This window comes from Thermomonas beijingensis (assembly GCF_020034655.1).
Taxonomy (GTDB): domain Bacteria; phylum Pseudomonadota; class Gammaproteobacteria; order Xanthomonadales; family Xanthomonadaceae; genus Thermomonas; species Thermomonas beijingensis.
In genome coordinates this window covers 408054-423833 of the sequence record NZ_JAIQDJ010000001.1, presented here as the reverse complement: position 1 = coordinate 423833, position 15780 = coordinate 408054, and the positions used below count along the sequence as shown (strand labels likewise).

The 15780-nt window shown below is 61.7% G+C and carries 20 protein-coding genes; 5 read left to right on the top strand and 15 right to left on the bottom strand.

Features of this window, described 5'->3' with window-relative positions; all coding sequences use genetic code 11:
- Positions 1-81: 81 nt before the first annotated feature.
- The 10 genes from atpG to K7B09_RS01860 form a co-directional block, all read right to left on the bottom strand.
- Complete coding sequence (gene atpG, locus K7B09_RS01905; RefSeq protein ID WP_223626185.1) at positions 82-945, bottom strand: F0F1 ATP synthase subunit gamma; 864 nt, start codon at positions 943-945, stop codon at positions 82-84.
- A gap of 72 nt (positions 946-1017) precedes the next feature.
- A complete protein-coding gene (gene atpA, locus K7B09_RS01900; RefSeq protein WP_223626183.1) occupies positions 1018-2568 on the bottom strand; it encodes a F0F1 ATP synthase subunit alpha in 1551 nt (516 codons plus the stop codon).
- 63 nt (positions 2569-2631) lie between these two features.
- Positions 2632-3159, bottom strand: coding sequence for a F0F1 ATP synthase subunit delta (locus tag K7B09_RS01895; RefSeq protein ID WP_223626181.1), 528 nt, complete (start codon positions 3157-3159; stop codon positions 2632-2634).
- Positions 3160-3169: 10 nt separating this feature from the next.
- Positions 3170-3640, bottom strand: a complete 471-nt coding sequence (locus K7B09_RS01890; protein WP_223626179.1) for a F0F1 ATP synthase subunit B — start codon at positions 3638-3640, stop codon at positions 3170-3172.
- Between the two features lie 129 nt (positions 3641-3769).
- The gene (gene atpE / locus K7B09_RS01885) at positions 3770-4048 is read right to left on the bottom strand and encodes a F0F1 ATP synthase subunit C (protein WP_223626177.1); all 279 of its coding nucleotides are present in this window, start codon (positions 4046-4048) and stop codon (positions 3770-3772) included.
- 98 nt (positions 4049-4146) lie between these two features.
- Positions 4147-4986 (bottom strand): F0F1 ATP synthase subunit A, encoded by an 840-nt coding sequence (atpB, locus tag K7B09_RS01880; RefSeq protein ID WP_223627698.1) that lies wholly within the window; start codon positions 4984-4986, stop codon positions 4147-4149.
- A gap of 11 nt (positions 4987-4997) precedes the next feature.
- The gene (locus tag K7B09_RS01875) at positions 4998-5393 is read right to left on the bottom strand and encodes a hypothetical protein (protein ID WP_223626175.1); all 396 of its coding nucleotides are present in this window, start codon (positions 5391-5393) and stop codon (positions 4998-5000) included.
- Between the two features lie 247 nt (positions 5394-5640).
- The gene (lpdA, locus tag K7B09_RS01870; protein WP_223626172.1) at positions 5641-7419 is read right to left on the bottom strand and encodes a dihydrolipoyl dehydrogenase; all 1779 of its coding nucleotides are present in this window, start codon (positions 7417-7419) and stop codon (positions 5641-5643) included.
- An 11-nt stretch (positions 7420-7430) separates the two neighbouring features.
- A complete protein-coding gene (gene aceF, locus K7B09_RS01865) occupies positions 7431-8819 on the bottom strand; it encodes a dihydrolipoyllysine-residue acetyltransferase (RefSeq protein ID WP_374348046.1) in 1389 nt (462 codons plus the stop codon).
- A gap of 172 nt (positions 8820-8991) precedes the next feature.
- On the bottom strand, positions 8992-9885 hold the full coding sequence (locus K7B09_RS01860; protein WP_223626168.1) for a DMT family transporter: 894 nt from the start codon (positions 9883-9885) through the stop codon (positions 8992-8994).
- 49 nt (positions 9886-9934) lie between these two features.
- On the opposite strand from K7B09_RS01860, the gene K7B09_RS01855 reads away from it, so the two are divergent.
- Together K7B09_RS01855 and K7B09_RS01850 are read left to right on the top strand one after the other, a co-directional pair.
- Positions 9935-10417 carry a YajQ family cyclic di-GMP-binding protein gene (locus K7B09_RS01855; RefSeq protein ID WP_223626166.1) on the top strand — a complete coding sequence of 161 codons (483 nt, stop codon included), beginning with the start codon at positions 9935-9937 and terminating at the stop codon, positions 10415-10417.
- A gap of 8 nt (positions 10418-10425) precedes the next feature.
- A complete protein-coding gene (locus K7B09_RS01850; RefSeq protein WP_374348137.1) occupies positions 10426-10977 on the top strand; it encodes a DUF1415 domain-containing protein in 552 nt (183 codons plus the stop codon).
- Here K7B09_RS01850 and K7B09_RS01845 read toward each other — a convergent pair.
- The 4 genes from K7B09_RS01845 to K7B09_RS01830 all read right to left on the bottom strand — a co-directional run bounded on the left by K7B09_RS01845 (position 10966) and on the right by K7B09_RS01830 (position 13799).
- Positions 10966-11664 carry a pseudouridine synthase gene (locus K7B09_RS01845; RefSeq protein ID WP_223626162.1) on the bottom strand — a complete coding sequence of 233 codons (699 nt, stop codon included), beginning with the start codon at positions 11662-11664 and terminating at the stop codon, positions 10966-10968. The two genes, K7B09_RS01850 and K7B09_RS01845, sit on opposite strands and share 12 nt — an antisense overlap.
- The gene (locus K7B09_RS01840; protein ID WP_223626160.1) at positions 11661-12713 is read right to left on the bottom strand and encodes a class I SAM-dependent methyltransferase; all 1053 of its coding nucleotides are present in this window, start codon (positions 12711-12713) and stop codon (positions 11661-11663) included. Before K7B09_RS01840 ends, K7B09_RS01845 begins: the two co-directional genes overlap by 4 nt.
- A gap of 79 nt (positions 12714-12792) precedes the next feature.
- Positions 12793-13236, bottom strand: a complete 444-nt coding sequence (locus K7B09_RS01835; protein WP_223626159.1) for a hypothetical protein — start codon at positions 13234-13236, stop codon at positions 12793-12795.
- Positions 13233-13799 (bottom strand): RNA polymerase sigma factor, encoded by a 567-nt coding sequence (locus tag K7B09_RS01830; RefSeq protein WP_223626158.1) that lies wholly within the window; start codon positions 13797-13799, stop codon positions 13233-13235. The genes K7B09_RS01835 and K7B09_RS01830 overlap by 4 nt, the downstream gene beginning before the upstream one ends.
- Before the next feature lie 142 nt (positions 13800-13941).
- On the opposite strand from K7B09_RS01830, the gene K7B09_RS01825 reads away from it, so the two are divergent.
- The 3 genes from K7B09_RS01825 to K7B09_RS01815 all read left to right on the top strand — a co-directional run bounded on the left by K7B09_RS01825 (position 13942) and on the right by K7B09_RS01815 (position 15210).
- A complete protein-coding gene (locus K7B09_RS01825; protein WP_223626156.1) occupies positions 13942-14268 on the top strand; it encodes a hypothetical protein in 327 nt (108 codons plus the stop codon).
- A 45-nt stretch (positions 14269-14313) separates the two neighbouring features.
- On the top strand, positions 14314-14586 hold the full coding sequence (locus tag K7B09_RS01820) for a DUF3297 family protein (protein WP_223626154.1): 273 nt from the start codon (positions 14314-14316) through the stop codon (positions 14584-14586).
- Positions 14587-14658: 72 nt separating this feature from the next.
- Positions 14659-15210, top strand: a complete 552-nt coding sequence (locus K7B09_RS01815; RefSeq protein WP_223626152.1) for a DUF3016 domain-containing protein — start codon at positions 14659-14661, stop codon at positions 15208-15210.
- A gap of 58 nt (positions 15211-15268) precedes the next feature.
- Here K7B09_RS01815 and K7B09_RS01810 read toward each other — a convergent pair whose 3' ends face one another.
- Entirely contained in the window at positions 15269-15664 is a 396-nt protein-coding gene (locus tag K7B09_RS01810) for a VOC family protein (RefSeq protein WP_223626150.1), read from the bottom strand.
- Between the last annotated feature and the right edge of the window lie 116 nt (positions 15665-15780).

Below are 15780 nucleotides of genomic sequence, written 5' to 3'. Positions count from 1 at the left end.
CTGAATCTCGATATCTATTGTAGGAGCGCGCCGTGCGCGCGATTCGCAGGTCGCGGCCAGGGGCCGCTCCTACAGAAGCTGTTACACCGCCGCAGCGCCGCCGACGATTTCCGAAATTTCTTGCGTGATCGCCGCTTGACGGGCCTTGTTATAAACCAGATTCAAGGTATCGATCATCTTGGTTGCGTTATCGCTTGCAGCCTTCATCGCCACCATGCGCGCAGCATGTTCAGAGGCGACGTTTTCCATCACCGCCTGATACACCAAGGATTCAACGTAGCGGGTCAGCACATGATCCAGCACGGTTTCCGCATCGGGCTCGTACAGGTAATCCCAATCGTGCTTGGCCACTTGCGTCTCGGCAGCCGGCAACGGCAACAATTGGTCGAAGGTGGCCTTTTGGGTCATGGTGTTGATGAAGTCGTTGTACGACAAGAACACCTTATCCACCGTACCGGCGGTGTAGGCATCCAGCATCACCTTGATCACACCCACCAGCTGCTCGACCTTCGGGGTATCGCCTAGATGGGTCACCGACGCCAGCATGTCCACTTTGATCCGCCGGAAGAACACCGACGCCTTCTGGCCGATGGTCACCACATCGATGTCCACGCCCTTTTCTTGCCACTGGCGGAACTCCACTAACAACTTGCGGAACATGTTGTTGTTGAGACCGCCGGCCAGGCCGCGATCCGACGACACGATGATGTAACCGACGCGCTTGATCTGGCCACGCTCGATCAAGTACGGGTGCCGGTATTCGGAATTGGCCTGCGCCAAATGCCCGATCAACTGCTTCATCGCCCGCGCATACGGACGCGACTGCTTCATCCGCTCTTGTGCCTTGCGGATTTTGGAAGCCGAGACCATTTCCAGCGCGCGCGTCACCTTGCGGGTGTTTTGCACGCTCTTGATCTTGGTTTTGATTTCTCTGCCGCCGGCCATGCTCAATCTCGCTTCGTGTAGGAGCGGCCTGTGGCCGCGATCTGAGTCGCGCCCTTGGGGCGCTCCTACCAGTTACCAGGTACCCGTTGCCACGAACTCTTCGATGCCCTTCTTGTAAGCGGCTTCGATGTCGTCGTTCCAGTCGCCACTGGTGGCCACGTTCTGCATCAATTCAGACGCAGTGTTGGCGAAGTGTGCGTGCAGGGCATCTTCAAACGCGCCGATCTTGGCCACCGGCACATCATCCATATAGCCCTTGTCCACCGCATAGATCGACAGTGCCTGTTCGGCCACCGACATCGGCGCGTACTGCTTCTGCTTCATCAGCTCGGTCACGCGCTGGCCACGCTCCAACTGCTTGCGGGTGGCATCGTCGAGGTCGGAGGCGAACTGCGCGAACGCGGCCAGCTCACGGTATTGCGCCAGCGCGATACGAATGCCGCCGGACAGCTTCTTCATGATCTTGGTCTGCGCTGCACCACCCACGCGCGACACCGAGATACCGGCGTTGACGGCCGGGCGGATACCAGCGTTGAACAGATCGGTTTCCAGAAAGATCTGGCCGTCGGTGATCGAGATCACGTTGGTCGGCACGAATGCGGACACGTCGCCGGCCTGGGTTTCGATGATCGGCAGCGCGGTCAACGAACCGGTCTTGCCCTTGACTTCGCCGTTGGTGAACTTCTCGACGTAGTCTTCGGACACGCGCGCGGCGCGTTCCAGCAGACGGCTATGCAGGTAGAACACATCGCCCGGATACGCTTCGCGGCCCGGTGGGCGACGCAGCAGCAGCGAGATTTGACGGTAGGCCACGGCTTGCTTGGACAGATCGTCGTAGATGATCAGCGCGTCTTCGCCACGGTCACGGAAGTACTCACCCATGGTGCAGCCAGAGTAGGCGCTGATGTACTGCATTGCCGCCGATTCCGACGCCGAGGCCGCCACCACCGTGGTGTAGGCCATTGCACCGTACTGCTCCAACTTGCGTACGATGTTGGCAATCGTCGAATTCTTCTGACCAATCGCCACGTAAATGCACTTGATGCCAGAATTTTTCTGGTTGATGATCGCGTCGATCGCCATCGCGGTCTTGCCGGTCTGACGGTCACCGATGATCAGCTCGCGCTGGCCACGGCCGATCGGGATCATGCTGTCCACCGACTTGTAGCCGGTCTGCACCGGCTGGCTGACCGACTTGCGCCAGATCACGCCGGGTGCGATGCATTCCACCGGGGCCGAGGTCTTGGCATCAATCGGGCCCTTGCCATCGATGGCTTCACCCAACGCATTGACCACGCGACCCAGCAGCTCCGGGCCGGTCGGCACCGAGAGGATCTGGCCGGTAGTTTTGGCTACATCGCCTTCACGCAGGTGTTCGTAATCACCCAATACCACCGCGCCCACCGAGTCGCGCTCCAGGTTCAGCGCCAGCGCGAAAGTGCTGTTGGGTAGCTCGATCATTTCGCCCTGCATCACATCGGCCAAGCCGTGGATGCGCACGATGCCGTCGGACACCGAGGTCACGGTGCCTTCGTTACGCGCTTCGGCGGCGAGCTTGACCTTCTCGATGCGGGTCTTGATCAGTTCGCTGATTTCGGACGGGTTGAGCGTGGTGGTGGCCATCTTGGTTTCCTTGGTGTTCGCGTCGCCGCGAACCACATTCAATAAAAAATTTGCTAACGAAATTTAGTGCGCCAGCGCCGCTTGCAGGCGGCCCAGCTTGCCCTTCAGCGAACCATCGATGACGATGTCGCCAGCGTCGATCACCGCACCACCAATCAAGCTGGCATCCACGGCAGTTTCGACTTCAACTTCGCGCCCGAAACGGCGCTTGAGTGCGCTCTTGATCGTCTCCAGCTCGGCCGCCGGCAGTACGACCGCCGAGGTGACCAATGCCTTCACGGTACGTTCCGCCTCGAACCGCAGCTCATCAAACAAGCCTGCAATTTCAGGCAGCAGCGGCAGTCGACGATTGTCGAACAGCAGGGCGAGGAAATCGCCAAACACCTCACTTGCACCCTCCGGTGCCAGCAAAGTCACAGTGTCCGCGCGCGTCAGCTTGGGATTACCCAGTAAACCTGCGATCTGCGGGTCGGCGGCAACACGCGCGGCAAACGCCAACGCGCTTGACCATGCAGGCAGTGCGCCCGCCTCGCGCGCAATGGCAAACGCGGCGCGAGCGTAGGGACGGGCAAGGGTCAGGGCCTGGCTCATGGGTCGGCCCTTACAGCTGCGCAGCCAGATCGTCGATCAGCGCCTTGTGGGCGTTGGCGTCGATTTCGCGCATCAGCAGTTTTTCGGCACCAGACACGGCCAGTGCAGACACTTGCTTGCGCAGGTCTTCCTTGGCGCGGTTGGCGGCAGCCTCGATCTCGGCCTCGGCCAGTGCTTTCTGGCGGCTGCCTTCGGCAATCGCGTCGGCCTTGGCGGCGTCGATCAACTGGTTTGCACGCTGATGGGCCTGCTCGATGATCTCGTTGGCCTTGCCACGCGCAGCCTTGAGTTCTTCGGCAACCTTGTCTTGCGCTTGCGCCAGATTTTTCTGCGCATTGTCGGCAGCCGCCAACCCTTCGGCGATTTTCTGCTGACGCTCTTCGATCGCCTGCATCAGCGGCGGCCAAATGAACTTGACGGTGAACCAGATGAGAAACGCAAAGCTGATCATCTGGCCCAGCAGGGTGATATTCGGATTCATGTCATGACCTGCGGATTGAACAAGCCCATTCGCGTGGACTTTTCAAAGGCTGCGCCACGGCGACATGCCGCGGCGCCTTGTTGCCACTGCCGGCAGCCTTTGGCCGCCAACAGTGTTGGTGCAGCGCGATCAGGCGCCAGCAGCGGCCTTGACGGCGGCCAGCAGCGGGTTGGCGAACGCGAACATCATGGCCACGCCCACGCCGATCAGGAACGCAGCGTCGATCAGGCCGGCCAGCAGGAACATGCGGCCCTGCAGCATCGGCACCAATTCTGGCTGACGCGCAGCGGCTTCAAGGAACTTGCTGCCCATGATGCCAATGCCAAGGGCGGCGCCGAGCGCACCCAGGCCGACGATGATGCCGATAGCAACGGCGGTGAAGGCCTGAACGTTGGCGAGTGCTTCCATGGTGAATCTCCGGTTTCTTGCTTGTGGTGAAAAGAAAGGATGACGCGATGAAATGTGTGTAGCGAAAACGGTGGTGCGTTAATCAGCGAGGCGGTCAATCAATGATGCTCATGCGCCATCGCCAGATAGACAACGGTGAGTACCATGAAGATGAAGGCCTGCAACAGGATGATCAGGATGTGGAAGATCGCCCACACCGAGTTAAAAATGACGCCCGGGATAAAGGTGACCCACGAGGCAAACAGGCCTGCAATCAGCATGAACACCAGCTCGCCAGCGTACATATTGCCGAACAGTCGCATCCCCAAGCTGACCGGCTTGGACAGGTATTCGACCAGGTTCAGGAACAAGTTGGGGATGGCCAGCACGATTTTGGCGACCGTGCCCTCGGCGTGGAATGGGGCGGTAAACAGCTCTTTGGTGAAGCCCCAACCGCCCTTGGCCTTGATCGAGTAATAAATGATCAGCAAGAACACGGTGATCGACATCGCAAACGTGGTGTTGACGTCAGCAGTGGGCACCCAACGCAGATAGGTGTGATGCATCACTTCCGTGCCCGCCACGGCCTGCACGGCGGCACTGGGGATATCCAGCGGCAACAAGTCCATGGTGTTCATGAACACCACCCACACGAAGATGGTCAGCGCCAGCGGCGCGATGAAGCGGCGGTCGCCATGGAAGGTGTCCTTGACTTGCGAATCGACAAACTCGACCACCAGCTCGACAAAGGCCTGCCCCTTGCCGGGCACGCCCGAGGTCGCCTTGCGGGCGTAGTACCACAGCCACAGGCAGGACAGCAGACCCAGCGCCAGCGCTACGATCCACGAGTCCATATGCACCGTGCCGAACGCAAACTGCTTGGTGTTGTGGGTCAAATGGTGAACGATATAGCCGGTCAGGCCATCGCCACCTTCGCCACCTTCGGGTGCCAACCCCATTGCTTCCAAGATCACGCGTTCATCCTCGTCGTACTGCGCTGTGCCACGAATCTCATCGAAACCACCATGGCCGCCGCAGCGATTGCTGCCCCGGCCAGCGCCGGCACCGCCGGCAACCGCCACACCGCCATCGTCAGATACAAACCCACGATGACCACCAACCACTTTGCGAGCATCCCCAGCAACAAGCGCCCCAGCGCTGTCCCAGCACCTGCCACGCCACCTGCAAATGCCCCCCAGGCAGCCACCAGGCTACCCAGTGTCAGCGCCCCGCCACCGGCCAGTGCCGCCAAAGCAGCACTGGGGCTATTGATCAAGCAGACCACGGAGGCCGCCAGCACGGCAATGGCTTGAACCGCCACCACCCGCAGCGCCATCCGCCAGCCCGCGCCGGTGGAGTTCTGCACGCGAACATTCCAAGCAAAAACAAAAGTTTAGCGCTATTCACAGGAGCATTACAAAAAACCACCCCGCGAAGCCCCCGAATTATAGCAGCCGCGCTTTGCCCACGGCAACCGCCATAAGCTGCCAAAATTTGTTGGAACTCCATCCGTGACCGTCGGTCTTACCCCTCGCGCCCGCTCCTTCCTCGTCCGATTCCCAGCGGGTGCCCCCGAAGCCCCGGCCCATCCCCGGCCGGGGCTTCGCTTTGCATCAACCGCGTTTCTTCGGGATATACAAGTCGGTGATGCTGCCGTCATAGACCTCGGCCGCCATTCCCACCGATTCACCCAGCGTGGGGTGCGGATGGATGGTGTGGCCGATATCGTGGCCTTCGCAGCCCATTTCGATCGCCAACGCGACTTCGGAAATCAGCTCACCGGCATGCACGCCGACAATGCCGCCACCAATCACGCGATGGCTGTCCTCATCGAAAATCAGTTTGGTGAAACCTTCGGTACGCGACAGCCCAATCGCGCGACCCGAGGCCGCCCACGGGAACTTGCCTACGCCCACCTTCAAGCCCTTGGTCTTGGCCTCGGTTTCCGTCACACCCACCCATGCAATTTCCGGGTCGGTGTAGGCCACGCTGGGGATGACCCGCGCCACCCATTCTTTCTTCTCGCCGGCGGCCACTTCTGCCGCCAATTTGCCCTCGTGGGTGGCTTTGTGCGCCAGCATCGGCTGGCCAACCAAATCACCAATGGCGAAGATATGCGGCACATTGGTGCGCATCTGCGCATCCACGGGAATGAGCCCGCGCTCGCCCACCGCGACACCGGCCTTGTCGGCGTCGAGTTTGCCGCCGTTGGCGCTGCGCCCCACCGATACCAGTACGCGATCGAACAGCTTGCCGGCGGGAATGGACTCACCTTCGAAATTGCAACTGATGCCGTTTTTCTGCGCCTTGGCATCCACCACTTTGGTCTTCAGATGCACCGCCACGCCCTGCTTTTTCAAGCGCTCGGCCAGCGGTTTGACCAAGTCGGCATCCGCGCCCGGCATCAACTGCGACATGAATTCGACCACGGTGACGTCGCTGCCCAGCGCACGATAGACCGTGGCCATTTCCAAACCAATAATGCCGCCGCCCACCACCAGCAGCTTCTTGGGCACCTCGGCCAGATTCAGTGCGTCGGTGGAATCCATGATGCGCGGGTCGTCCCACGGGAACGCCGGCAGTTTCACCGGCTGGCTGCCGGCGGCAATGATGCATTGCTCGAAACGCAGCAATTGGGTTGCACCATCGGCAGTGGTGACTTCCAGCTCATTGGCCGACACGAACCTGGCCGTGCCCTGCACCATCCGCACTTTGCGCTGCTTGGCCATGCCGGCCAGGCCCTTGGTCAGCTGGCCCACCACGCTGTCCTTGTAGCTGCGTAGCTTGTCGATGTTGAGCTTGGGCTTGCCAAAGTCCACGCCGTAATCGCTGGCATGACTGGCCTGCTCGATCACATCGGCGGCATGCAGCAAGGCTTTCGAGGGAATGCACCCCACGTTGAGGCAGACGCCACCCAAGTTGGCATAGCGTTCGATGAGCACGGTATCCAGCCCCAGATCGGCGCTACGGAACGCGGCGGTATAGCCGCCCGGGCCGGCGCCAATCACCACCATCGCGCATTCGATATCGGCTTTGCGGCCGGAGGCGGTGGCGGCTTGCGGAGCGGAAGTTGCCTGCGCAGCAGCCGGTACTGACGCCGCTGCCTTGGCCGATACCGGCGCGGACGCTGCTGCCTGCGGTGCAACTTCGCTCGCCGCACGCTCAATCACCGCAATCACCGCACCTTCCGACACGCTATCGCCCAGCTTCACCTTCAGCGCCTTGATCACGCCATCGGCTACCGCCGGCACTTCCATGGTGGCCTTGTCCGATTCCAACGTCACCAAGCCCTGGTCTTTCTTCACCGTATCGCCGACTGCGACCAACAACTCGATCACCGGTACGCCACCGTGACTGCCGATATCGGGCACTTTGCTTTCAATGTCTGCCATGCACCTTCTCCTTACAGCATGGCCCGACGCAAGTCGGCCAGCAGTTGTCCCAGGTAGCTGGTGAAGCGTGCGGCGGCAGCGCCGTCGATCACGCGATGGTCGTAGCTCAGCGACAACGGCAGCATAAGCTTGGGCTGGAACGCCTTGCCATCCCACACCGGCTTAATTTCAGACTTCGATACCCCCAAGATGGCCACTTCCGGCGCATTGATGATCGGAGTGAACTTGGTGCCACCGATGCCGCCCAGTGAGCTGATCGTGAAACAGCCCCCCTGCATTTGCTCGGGCTTGAGCTTGCCATCGCGTGCCAGCGCCGCCAGCTCGCCCATTTCCCTGGCGATCTGCGCCACGCCTTTTTGATCGGCATCGCGCAGCACCGGCACCACCAAGCCATTCGGCGTGTCCGCCGCAAACCCGATGTGGAAATACTGTTTGAGCACGAGATTGTCGCCATCCAGCGAGGCATTGAAGGTGGGGTATTTCTGCAACACCGCCACGCACGCCTTAATCAGGAAAGCCAGCATGGTCAGCTTGCTGCCCTTGCCTGCCGCAATCGCTTTTGCATTTTCGTTGTTGAAGCTCACGCGCAGCTCTTCCAGTGCGGTGATATCGGCCTCGTCGAACTGGGTGACGTGCGGGATCATTGCCCAATTGCGCGCAAGATTGGCGCCGGAAATTTTCTGGATCCGTGACAGCGGCTTGCTTTCAATTGCGCCAAATTTGGCGAAATCAACCTTTGGCCACGGCAGCAAGCTGAGCCCACCACCCGCTGCCACCGGCACTGCCGGGGCAAGGTCCTGCAGCGCACCGGACATCACCGCTTTCACATGGTGCTGGACATCTTCTCGGCTGATGCGGCCATTTCGGCCACGCCCACTGACCTGCAATAAATCCACACCCAGCTCGCGCGCATACAAGCGCACGGCTGGGCTGGCATACGGCACCTTGGCCGGCAACACGGCGTCGGCCTCAAAGCGCATCGGCGGAATGCCCGGCTGGCCGGGTTCAGCGACGGGCGCACGTGCGGGCACTGGCGCGCCACTTTCCACAACCGCCACCGGCGCCGGTGCGGCAGCCACCGCGGGCTTCGATGGCGCTGGGACGGGCGCTGCAACTGCAGCGGGGGCCGCTGCCGGCGCTGCGGCATCTGCGGCATCTGCAGCCACCTCGATGATCGCCACCAAGCCACCCTCGGACACATTATCGCCCAGCTTGACCTTGAGCTCCTTGATCACGCCAGCAAAGGGGGATGGCACCTCCATGGTCGCCTTGTCCGATTCCAACGTCACCAAGCCCTGATCTTTGCCGACGGTATCGCCGGGCTTGACCAGCAATTCGATGACGGGGACATCGCCGTGTCCGCCGATATCGGGGACGCGGGCTTCCTTCAATTCGGCCATGGCCGGCTCCGGTGTTCTAGGGTGAAGCCGCCACGTTGCCACATCCAGATGACAGGAACAAATCATCGTGTTGCGATTGTTTTATTTTACCCGGATATTTTGTGTGTCGAGGAAATTTTTTGCCAACCCGGCATCCATCTTGAAGTATAAGCTTGTTTTTACCCTGTATTAATCAGGGGTGCTCGGCTTCCAGATGCGGCTTGCCCTTTTCGCGATGCAGCAAATACAGGCCGCTGCCAATGATGATGGCGGCCCCCAGCCACGTCACGCCATCCGGCAATACACCCCACAGCGCCAGATCCAGCGCCACGCCCCAGACCAGTGCGGAATATTCCAGCGGCGCAATCAGCGAGGCCTCACCATGGCGGAAGGCCTCGGTAATGGCGTATTGGCCCAGCGTGCCCACCACGCCGATGCCGGCCACGATCCATGTATGCTCGGCCTGCAATGGCTGCCAGCCGGGCCACGCCAAACTGCCCGCCCCCAGCGCCATCAAGGCCAAGAGCCAGACCACCATAGCCTGATTGGAATCCGTGCGCGCCAGCACCCGCACGGTGATCGCCGACACCGCATACCCCACCGCCGCCAACAACACCGCCAACCCGGCCAAGGACATCATCCCGGCGCCGGTCGGCCGCAGCACCACCAACACGCCCAGCAGGCCCACGGCAATCGCCGCCCAGCGGCGCGGGCCGACTTTTTCACCCAAAAACGGCACTGACAGCGCGGCGATCAGCAGCGGCGCGACAAAAAAGATGGAATACGCCGTGGACAGCGGCAGCCGCTTCAGCGCATACACAAAGCTGGCCATCATGCCCACGCCCAGCACCCCGCGCAGCAGATGCAAGGGCCAACGCACCCGCAGCAGCGGCCGCCATCCCTGCGTGAACAACGCCCACACCAGCACCAACGGCAGCGAGGCCACCCCGCGCAATGTCGCCACTTGGAACGGCAGGTAATGCGCCGACAGCAATTTCAAGCCGGCATCCATCAACGCAAACAGGCCCACCGCCGCCAGCATCAGCCAAACGGCGCGGGAATGGGGTGCATGGTTGGGCTCGGTCATGCCGTCAGCATGCGGTACCCTTCCGGTTTCGTCACCCCTGTCCAATGCCATGCCTTCCTTTGACATCATTTCTGAAGTAGATACCCACGAGCTCACCAATGCGGTGGATCAAGCCAGCCGCGAGCTGACCACGCGCTTTGACTTCAAAGGCGTGGATGCCAAATTCCTGCGCGAGGACAACGTCATCACCCAGTCCGCGCCCAGTGATTTCCAATTGCAGCAGATGACCGACATCCTGCGTGCACGCTTGATTGCGCGAAAAATCGACGTGCGTTGCCTGGAGTTTGGCGACATTGACACCAACCTTGCCGGCGCACGCCAGAAGATCACCGTGAAGCAAGGCATCGAACGCGAATTGGCGAAGAAAATCCAGGCCGCGCTCAAGGACGCCAAACTGAAAGTCGATTCGCAAATCAATGGCGACAAGCTACGCGTGACCGGCAAGAAGCGCGACGACTTGCAGGCGGCGATGGCGCTGCTGCGAGGGCAGGAATTTGAGCTGCCGTTGCAGTTCGACAACTTCCGCGATTGAGCATGCACATCGCCGCCACACCGACAGACGCACAGGTCGAAGCAGACATCCGCCGCTGGCTGGAGCGGGCGGTGATCGGGCTGAATCTATGCCCATTTGCCAAAGCGGTGTACGCCAAAGAGCAGGTGCGCATCGTGATCAGCGATGCCAGCACGGCATCCGCCTTGCTGGAGCAATTGGGCGAAGAACTCGTCCTGCTGCGCGACACCCCAGCCACGCAAACCGACACTACGCTATTGGTGCATCCGCAGGTGCTGGGCGATTTTCTGGATTACAACGATTTTCTCGACACTGCCGATGCCTTGGTCGAAGCCTTGCAGCTTGAAGGCGTGCTGCAAGTGGCAAGTTTTCATCCCGACTATCAGTTCGCCGGCACCGCGCCCGACGATGCCGAAAACCTGACCAATCGTGCGCCCTACCCGTGTTTGCATCTGCTGCGCGAAGACAGCGTGGCACGTGCGGTAGCGGCCTACCCGGAACCGGATAGCATTATCGAGCGCAATATCAAGACGATGCAGGCATTGGGTGCGGAAGGGTTTGCCGCCTTGCTAAACAAATAGCGCGGCGCGCTCCGCATCGCCCAACATCCGCCACTCGCCCTGCGCTAACGCGCCTAGCGTCAATCCACCCACTCGTTCGCGATGCAACGCCACCACGTGATTGCCCACCGCCGCGAACATCCGCCGCACCTGATGGTAGCGGCCTTCGTGCAAGGTCAGCCGGGCAGTGCGGGCATCCAGCACGTCAAGCGCCGCCGGCAGCAGCGGTGTTCTTTCGCCTTCGAGCAGCAACGTGCCGCTGGCGAACAACGCGGCTTCATCGCCGCGCAAGTCTTGCGCCAGCGTGGCCAGATAGACCTTCGACAATTTGGATTTGGGCGCAATGATCCGGTGCAGCAGCTGCCCGTCATCGGTCAACAACAACAGGCCCGAGGTGTCGCGATCCAGCCGTCCCACGGTGGACAGCGCCGGGCTACGCTGGCGGTAGCGTGGTGGAAACAAATCGAACACCACCCGCCCCGCATCCTTGGTCGAACAGGTGACGCCGGTGGGTTTATTGAGCATCAACAACATGCCGCACGGCGGATCCAGCACTTCGCCGTCAATGCGAATGCTGGCGTGATCGACCGGATCATCGGCGTACAGCACGTCGCCATCGGCGTCGGTGATGCGGCCTTCGCGAAACAGCCACTGCACGTCCCTGCGGCTGCCATAACCGAGGTTGGCAAGGTGCTTGACCAGCTTCATGCCTTCACCGCTTCGATGATCTTGAACCCGCCGTCTTGCGCCACGCTGCGCACCTGCGCAAAGCCGCTGCCCAGCGCATCCTCGTAGGGAAGGTGGCGGTTGGCGACCAGCCACAAGCGGCCACCGGATTTGAGCGCTGCGCTGGCCGCAGCGATGAATGCACGGCCGATGTCGGGACGATCACCGCGCCCCAAGGCATGAAAAGGTGGATTGCAGACGATGGCATCGAAACGCTCGCTCACGCCGCGTTCGACATCCTGCCAATGGCAATGCACCGGCACGCGGGCATCGGCCAGGTTGCGCTGCGCCAAGGCCAGCGCACGGGCATCGGCTTCATACACATCCAACGCGGTGATGTGCGGGCAGCGCGCCAACACCTGCATCGACAGATACCCCCAGCCCGCCCCCAAATCGGCCACCCGGCCGCGCAGCGTGGCCGGCAGCACGTTGGCCAGCATGCGCGACGCGGCATCCACGCGATCCCAAGCGAACACCCCCGGCCGCGTGTGGAACGCGCCTGCCGGCAGCTCTGCGCACGGCTGGCGACGCGGTGCATCGGCCTGCGCCCATTGCGCGATGTGCGCGGCCTCCCAAGCGGCCTGCGGGCGCGTCCAGAACACCCGGCAGTGATACTTGCTGAGTGTGCTGACATTGCCTGCCAAGTGCTTGAGATCGGCCTCGCGTGACTTCGCGCCCTCGTCATTACTGACTGCGGCCACCACCACGCCATCGGCGGCAACCGCCCGGCACGCCTTCGCCAACAACGCGCGCGCTTCCTCGCGCTGCCGCGGCGGCAATACCAACACCAGCGGGTAGTGGTGTGCAGGCAAGGCCTCTTCATCGAGCAGTGTGATGCCGATGCGCTCCAGCCGTGCGGCTTCCGGTTTGAACGACTGGGTGGCCACCAGTGCCGCGTGGGGCAACCCATGCAGCGCCGCACCTTCACGGCCACGCAGGAACAACACCGGCGCGGCTTGCGGCCAGTGCAGCAGGCCTTCTGCAAACGGGTACAGAAGAGCGTCCAGGACGGAATCGTGCGGAGATGACATGCCCGAAGTTTACGGCAGGTGCGCGCGTACCGCGTCTTCTGCTGCCTTCCACGCACACGGAAGGAACCCCTCTGCGCAATCAGCCCACCGGCAACCCGCGCCGCCGCAGCCCACCCAGCGCCCAATTGCACAACAGGCATAGCGCCGCCGCCGCGCACCAGCCCAGTGCGTCACCACCACCGGGTAATGCAACGCTCAGGCCGGCTACCCAGCCACGGCCATACCAAGCCACCACCGCCGCTGCCGACAGCGCAAACACCAGCACCAGTGCACGCAGCAAGCGTTGTTCCAGCACGCTGGAGGCTTGCTGCTGGGCGTGTGCCAGCCCCGCCATCTGCACCGCAAAATCGACAGGCAAGTCCACTGGCGGTGCATGGCGCAAGGCACTGGCGATGCGCAGGTCGCCGGCATCGGCGGCGGGATCGCCCCGGCGTGCGGCTTCCTGTGCTTGCCAGCGCTGTGCATCGATACCGTCCACGTTGCGGCCGTGCGAGTGGGCTGGCGTGTGGTCGTGGATGTTCATGCGGCAACTCCCATGTGTTCAACCAGTAATTTGCGCAATTGATTGCGGCTGCGAAACAGATGGCTCTTGATTGTCCCTTCGGCCAGGCTTGTGATCAGGGCAATCTCGCTGATCGGCAGTTCTTCCAGGTGATACAGGGTCAAGAGTGTGCGCTGCAGCGGCGGCAGGCGCTCGATCGCGGCATGCAGTTCGCGCTCGGCTTCGGCACCGGCGAAGGTGGCGACAAGATCGAACCCATCGCCGATGTTGTCGAGCAAAGACAGCCCATCGTCATCGCCGGCCGGTTCGGCCAGCAGGATCCGCTTGCGCTCCAGATGGCGCTTGGCCACCGCATAGGCCACCTGCCCGATCCACGATTTCAGTGGGCTATCGAAACGGTATTGGTGCAAGTAGCGATGCACGCGCAGGAAAGCGTCCTGGCACAGCTCGCGGGTGTCTTCCGGGTGCTGCACCATGCGTTGGATCACGTGCCAACACAGTCCCTGGTAGTCGCGCACCAATTGCTCGAACGCACCGGGGCGGCGGGCGAGGACGGCTTCGACGAGGGCGCGATCGGCTTCCATCCATCACTGGATACGCCGAAGGCGGGTTTGGTTGCAATCGGTTTCCAAACAATGCCGCACATCGCTGCAACCGGCTGCGGCCCGGCCGTATCTCTTGCAGCGAACGGCCACTGCGGCCGCCGACCCCTCACAGGAGACCATCATGGATTTCGCATTACTCATTCCAATCACCTTGTTCCTCTGCATCACCTATGCGATCAAAGCCGTTGTGGATGCCCGCGTGCGCAAGCAACTGGTCGCCAGCAACGGGGATCCGGCGTTGGTGCGCGGCATTCTGGAAGGCGATGAAACCGCTCGTCGCTTGGCATCGCTGCGCTGGGGCATCACCTTGGTGGCGCTGGCACTGGGGTTTGGTATCGTGGACCTGCGCGGCTGGCAGGAAATCACCCCCGGCGTGATCGCAGTGCTGGTGGGCGCGCTGGGGCTGGGCAATCTGGTCTTCTTCGCGGTGTCGCGCAAGCTGCGCTGAGCGGTACCTTGTATGCTGTCGGCCCCGAACGCCGGCAGCATGGCCATGTCCAATACCAATACCCCGCCCGATCGCCTGTCCAATGACGCGCGCAGCAAATTTCACGATGCCGCGTTGCTGGAGCGCGGCGTGGGCATCCGTTTCAACGGCAGCGAACGCACCAATGTCGAGGAGTACTGCATCAGCGAAGGCTGGATTCGCGTGCAGGCGGGGCGCTCACTGGATCGCCGTGGCATGCCGATGACCTTGAAGCTGCGTGGCACGGTGGAAGCCTGGTTCCAGGACAGTGAAACGCAAGACGCAACGCCGGCTGACTGACCTTTGCGGGGGTCCTCGCCACTGCCCGTGCAACGCGGCACACTGGCCTTATCCCCCCAACGGAGAGTGCACATGAATACCAAATTGCTCGCACTTGGATTGACGTTGGCGATGGCCGGAAGCGCCGTTGCCGGCAACACCCTGCTGTCCAAGGATGCGCCGCGTGCCCTGCCCGACAACGGCCCGGTCAGCGTGGCGTGGGCCGACCCAGCCACCTTCACCGAGCTCAAAGCCAGCGGCAACCGCTTTGAATCGGCGCAGGGTGACTGGCTGATTCAGCTCGCCAAATACATGCGCAAGCAAGCCGACAAGCAACTGGCACCCGGCAACAAACTGGAATTGACCATCGTCGATATCCAGCGCGCCGGCCGCTATGAACCTTGGCATGGGCTGGATCGCCAGAATATCCGCATGATCCGCGACATCTACCCGCCGCGGATGACGGTGAAATACCGCGAAACCGATGCCAGCGGCGCGGTAGTGGCGGAAGGCGAGCGCAAACTCACCGACATGGCGTTCATGGTCAATTCCGGCATGATCAACGACAGCGACCCGCTGCGCTACGAGAAACGCATGATCGACAGCTGGCTGCGCCGCGACTTCAACCGCACCGCCGCACGTTGAGTTGACCCGATAGTGCTTGCACAAAGCCACCTGCGGGTGGCTTTGTTGTTTGCGCCAGTCACTCTTCCGCGTTCATCTGGAACACGCCCCACTGGTGACCATCCAGATCAATAAAGGCGCGCTGGTACATGAAGCCGTAGTCCTCTGGATCGTGCCCCTCTTCCGCACCCGCAGCCACGGCCTTGCGGATCAGATCATCCACGTCCGCACGGCTATCCAGGGAGAGCGAGAACAGCGCCTCCGTGGCTTGGCGGGCATCCGTGATCGGCACTTTGGTCAGCGTGGAAAAGAAGGCTTCACTTGCCAGCATGACGGTTGTAGTGTCGTTGATGATCAGTGCCGCGCCATTGTCACTGGCGAATTTCGGATTGAATGCAAAGCCGAGTGCGGCAAAGAAGTGGACACTCCGTTGCACATCTTTCACCGGCAGGGTGACATAGAGATTTCGGGACATGGTTCGCCTCATGCGTTGTGGTGGTTTCACTGCCAAGCTTGCATCATCGGAACAATGCGGGGCAGCAGCAGCGCAAACTCTGACACACATTCAAGCCGATCCAGGTCCCATCCATC

Bases quoted from the DNA above. Each gene is read 5' to 3' on its own strand.
- atpG (WP_223626185.1), bottom strand. From the start codon at position 945: ATGGCCGGCGGCAGAGAAATCAAAACCAAGATCAAGAGCGTGCAAAAC.
- atpA (WP_223626183.1), bottom strand. From the start codon at position 2,568: ATGGCCACCACCACGCTCAACCCGTCCGAAATCAGCGAACTGATCAAG.
- K7B09_RS01895 (WP_223626181.1), bottom strand. From the start codon at position 3,159: ATGAGCCAGGCCCTGACCCTTGCCCGTCCCTACGCTCGCGCCGCGTTT.
- K7B09_RS01890 (WP_223626179.1), bottom strand. From the start codon at position 3,640: ATGAATCCGAATATCACCCTGCTGGGCCAGATGATCAGCTTTGCGTTT.
- atpE (WP_223626177.1), bottom strand. From the start codon at position 4,048: ATGGAAGCACTCGCCAACGTTCAGGCCTTCACCGCCGTTGCTATCGGC.
- atpB (WP_223627698.1), bottom strand. From the start codon at position 4,986: ATGGGGTTGGCACCCGAAGGTGGCGAAGGTGGCGATGGCCTGACCGGC.
- lpdA (WP_223626172.1), bottom strand. From the start codon at position 7,419: ATGGCAGACATTGAAAGCAAAGTGCCCGATATCGGCAGTCACGGTGGC.
- aceF (WP_374348046.1), bottom strand. From the start codon at position 8,819: ATGGCCGAATTGAAGGAAGCCCGCGTCCCCGATATCGGCGGACACGGC.
- K7B09_RS01860 (WP_223626168.1), bottom strand. From the start codon at position 9,885: ATGACCGAGCCCAACCATGCACCCCATTCCCGCGCCGTTTGGCTGATG.
- K7B09_RS01855 (WP_223626166.1), top strand. From the start codon at position 9,935: ATGCCTTCCTTTGACATCATTTCTGAAGTAGATACCCACGAGCTCACC.
- K7B09_RS01845 (WP_223626162.1), bottom strand. From the start codon at position 11,664: ATGAAGCTGGTCAAGCACCTTGCCAACCTCGGTTATGGCAGCCGCAGG.
- K7B09_RS01840 (WP_223626160.1), bottom strand. From the start codon at position 12,713: ATGTCATCTCCGCACGATTCCGTCCTGGACGCTCTTCTGTACCCGTTT.
- K7B09_RS01835 (WP_223626159.1), bottom strand. From the start codon at position 13,236: ATGAACATCCACGACCACACGCCAGCCCACTCGCACGGCCGCAACGTG.
- K7B09_RS01830 (WP_223626158.1), bottom strand. From the start codon at position 13,799: ATGGAAGCCGATCGCGCCCTCGTCGAAGCCGTCCTCGCCCGCCGCCCC.
- K7B09_RS01825 (WP_223626156.1), top strand. From the start codon at position 13,942: ATGGATTTCGCATTACTCATTCCAATCACCTTGTTCCTCTGCATCACC.
- K7B09_RS01820 (WP_223626154.1), top strand. From the start codon at position 14,314: ATGTCCAATACCAATACCCCGCCCGATCGCCTGTCCAATGACGCGCGC.
- K7B09_RS01815 (WP_223626152.1), top strand. From the start codon at position 14,659: ATGAATACCAAATTGCTCGCACTTGGATTGACGTTGGCGATGGCCGGA.
- K7B09_RS01810 (WP_223626150.1), bottom strand. From the start codon at position 15,664: ATGTCCCGAAATCTCTATGTCACCCTGCCGGTGAAAGATGTGCAACGG.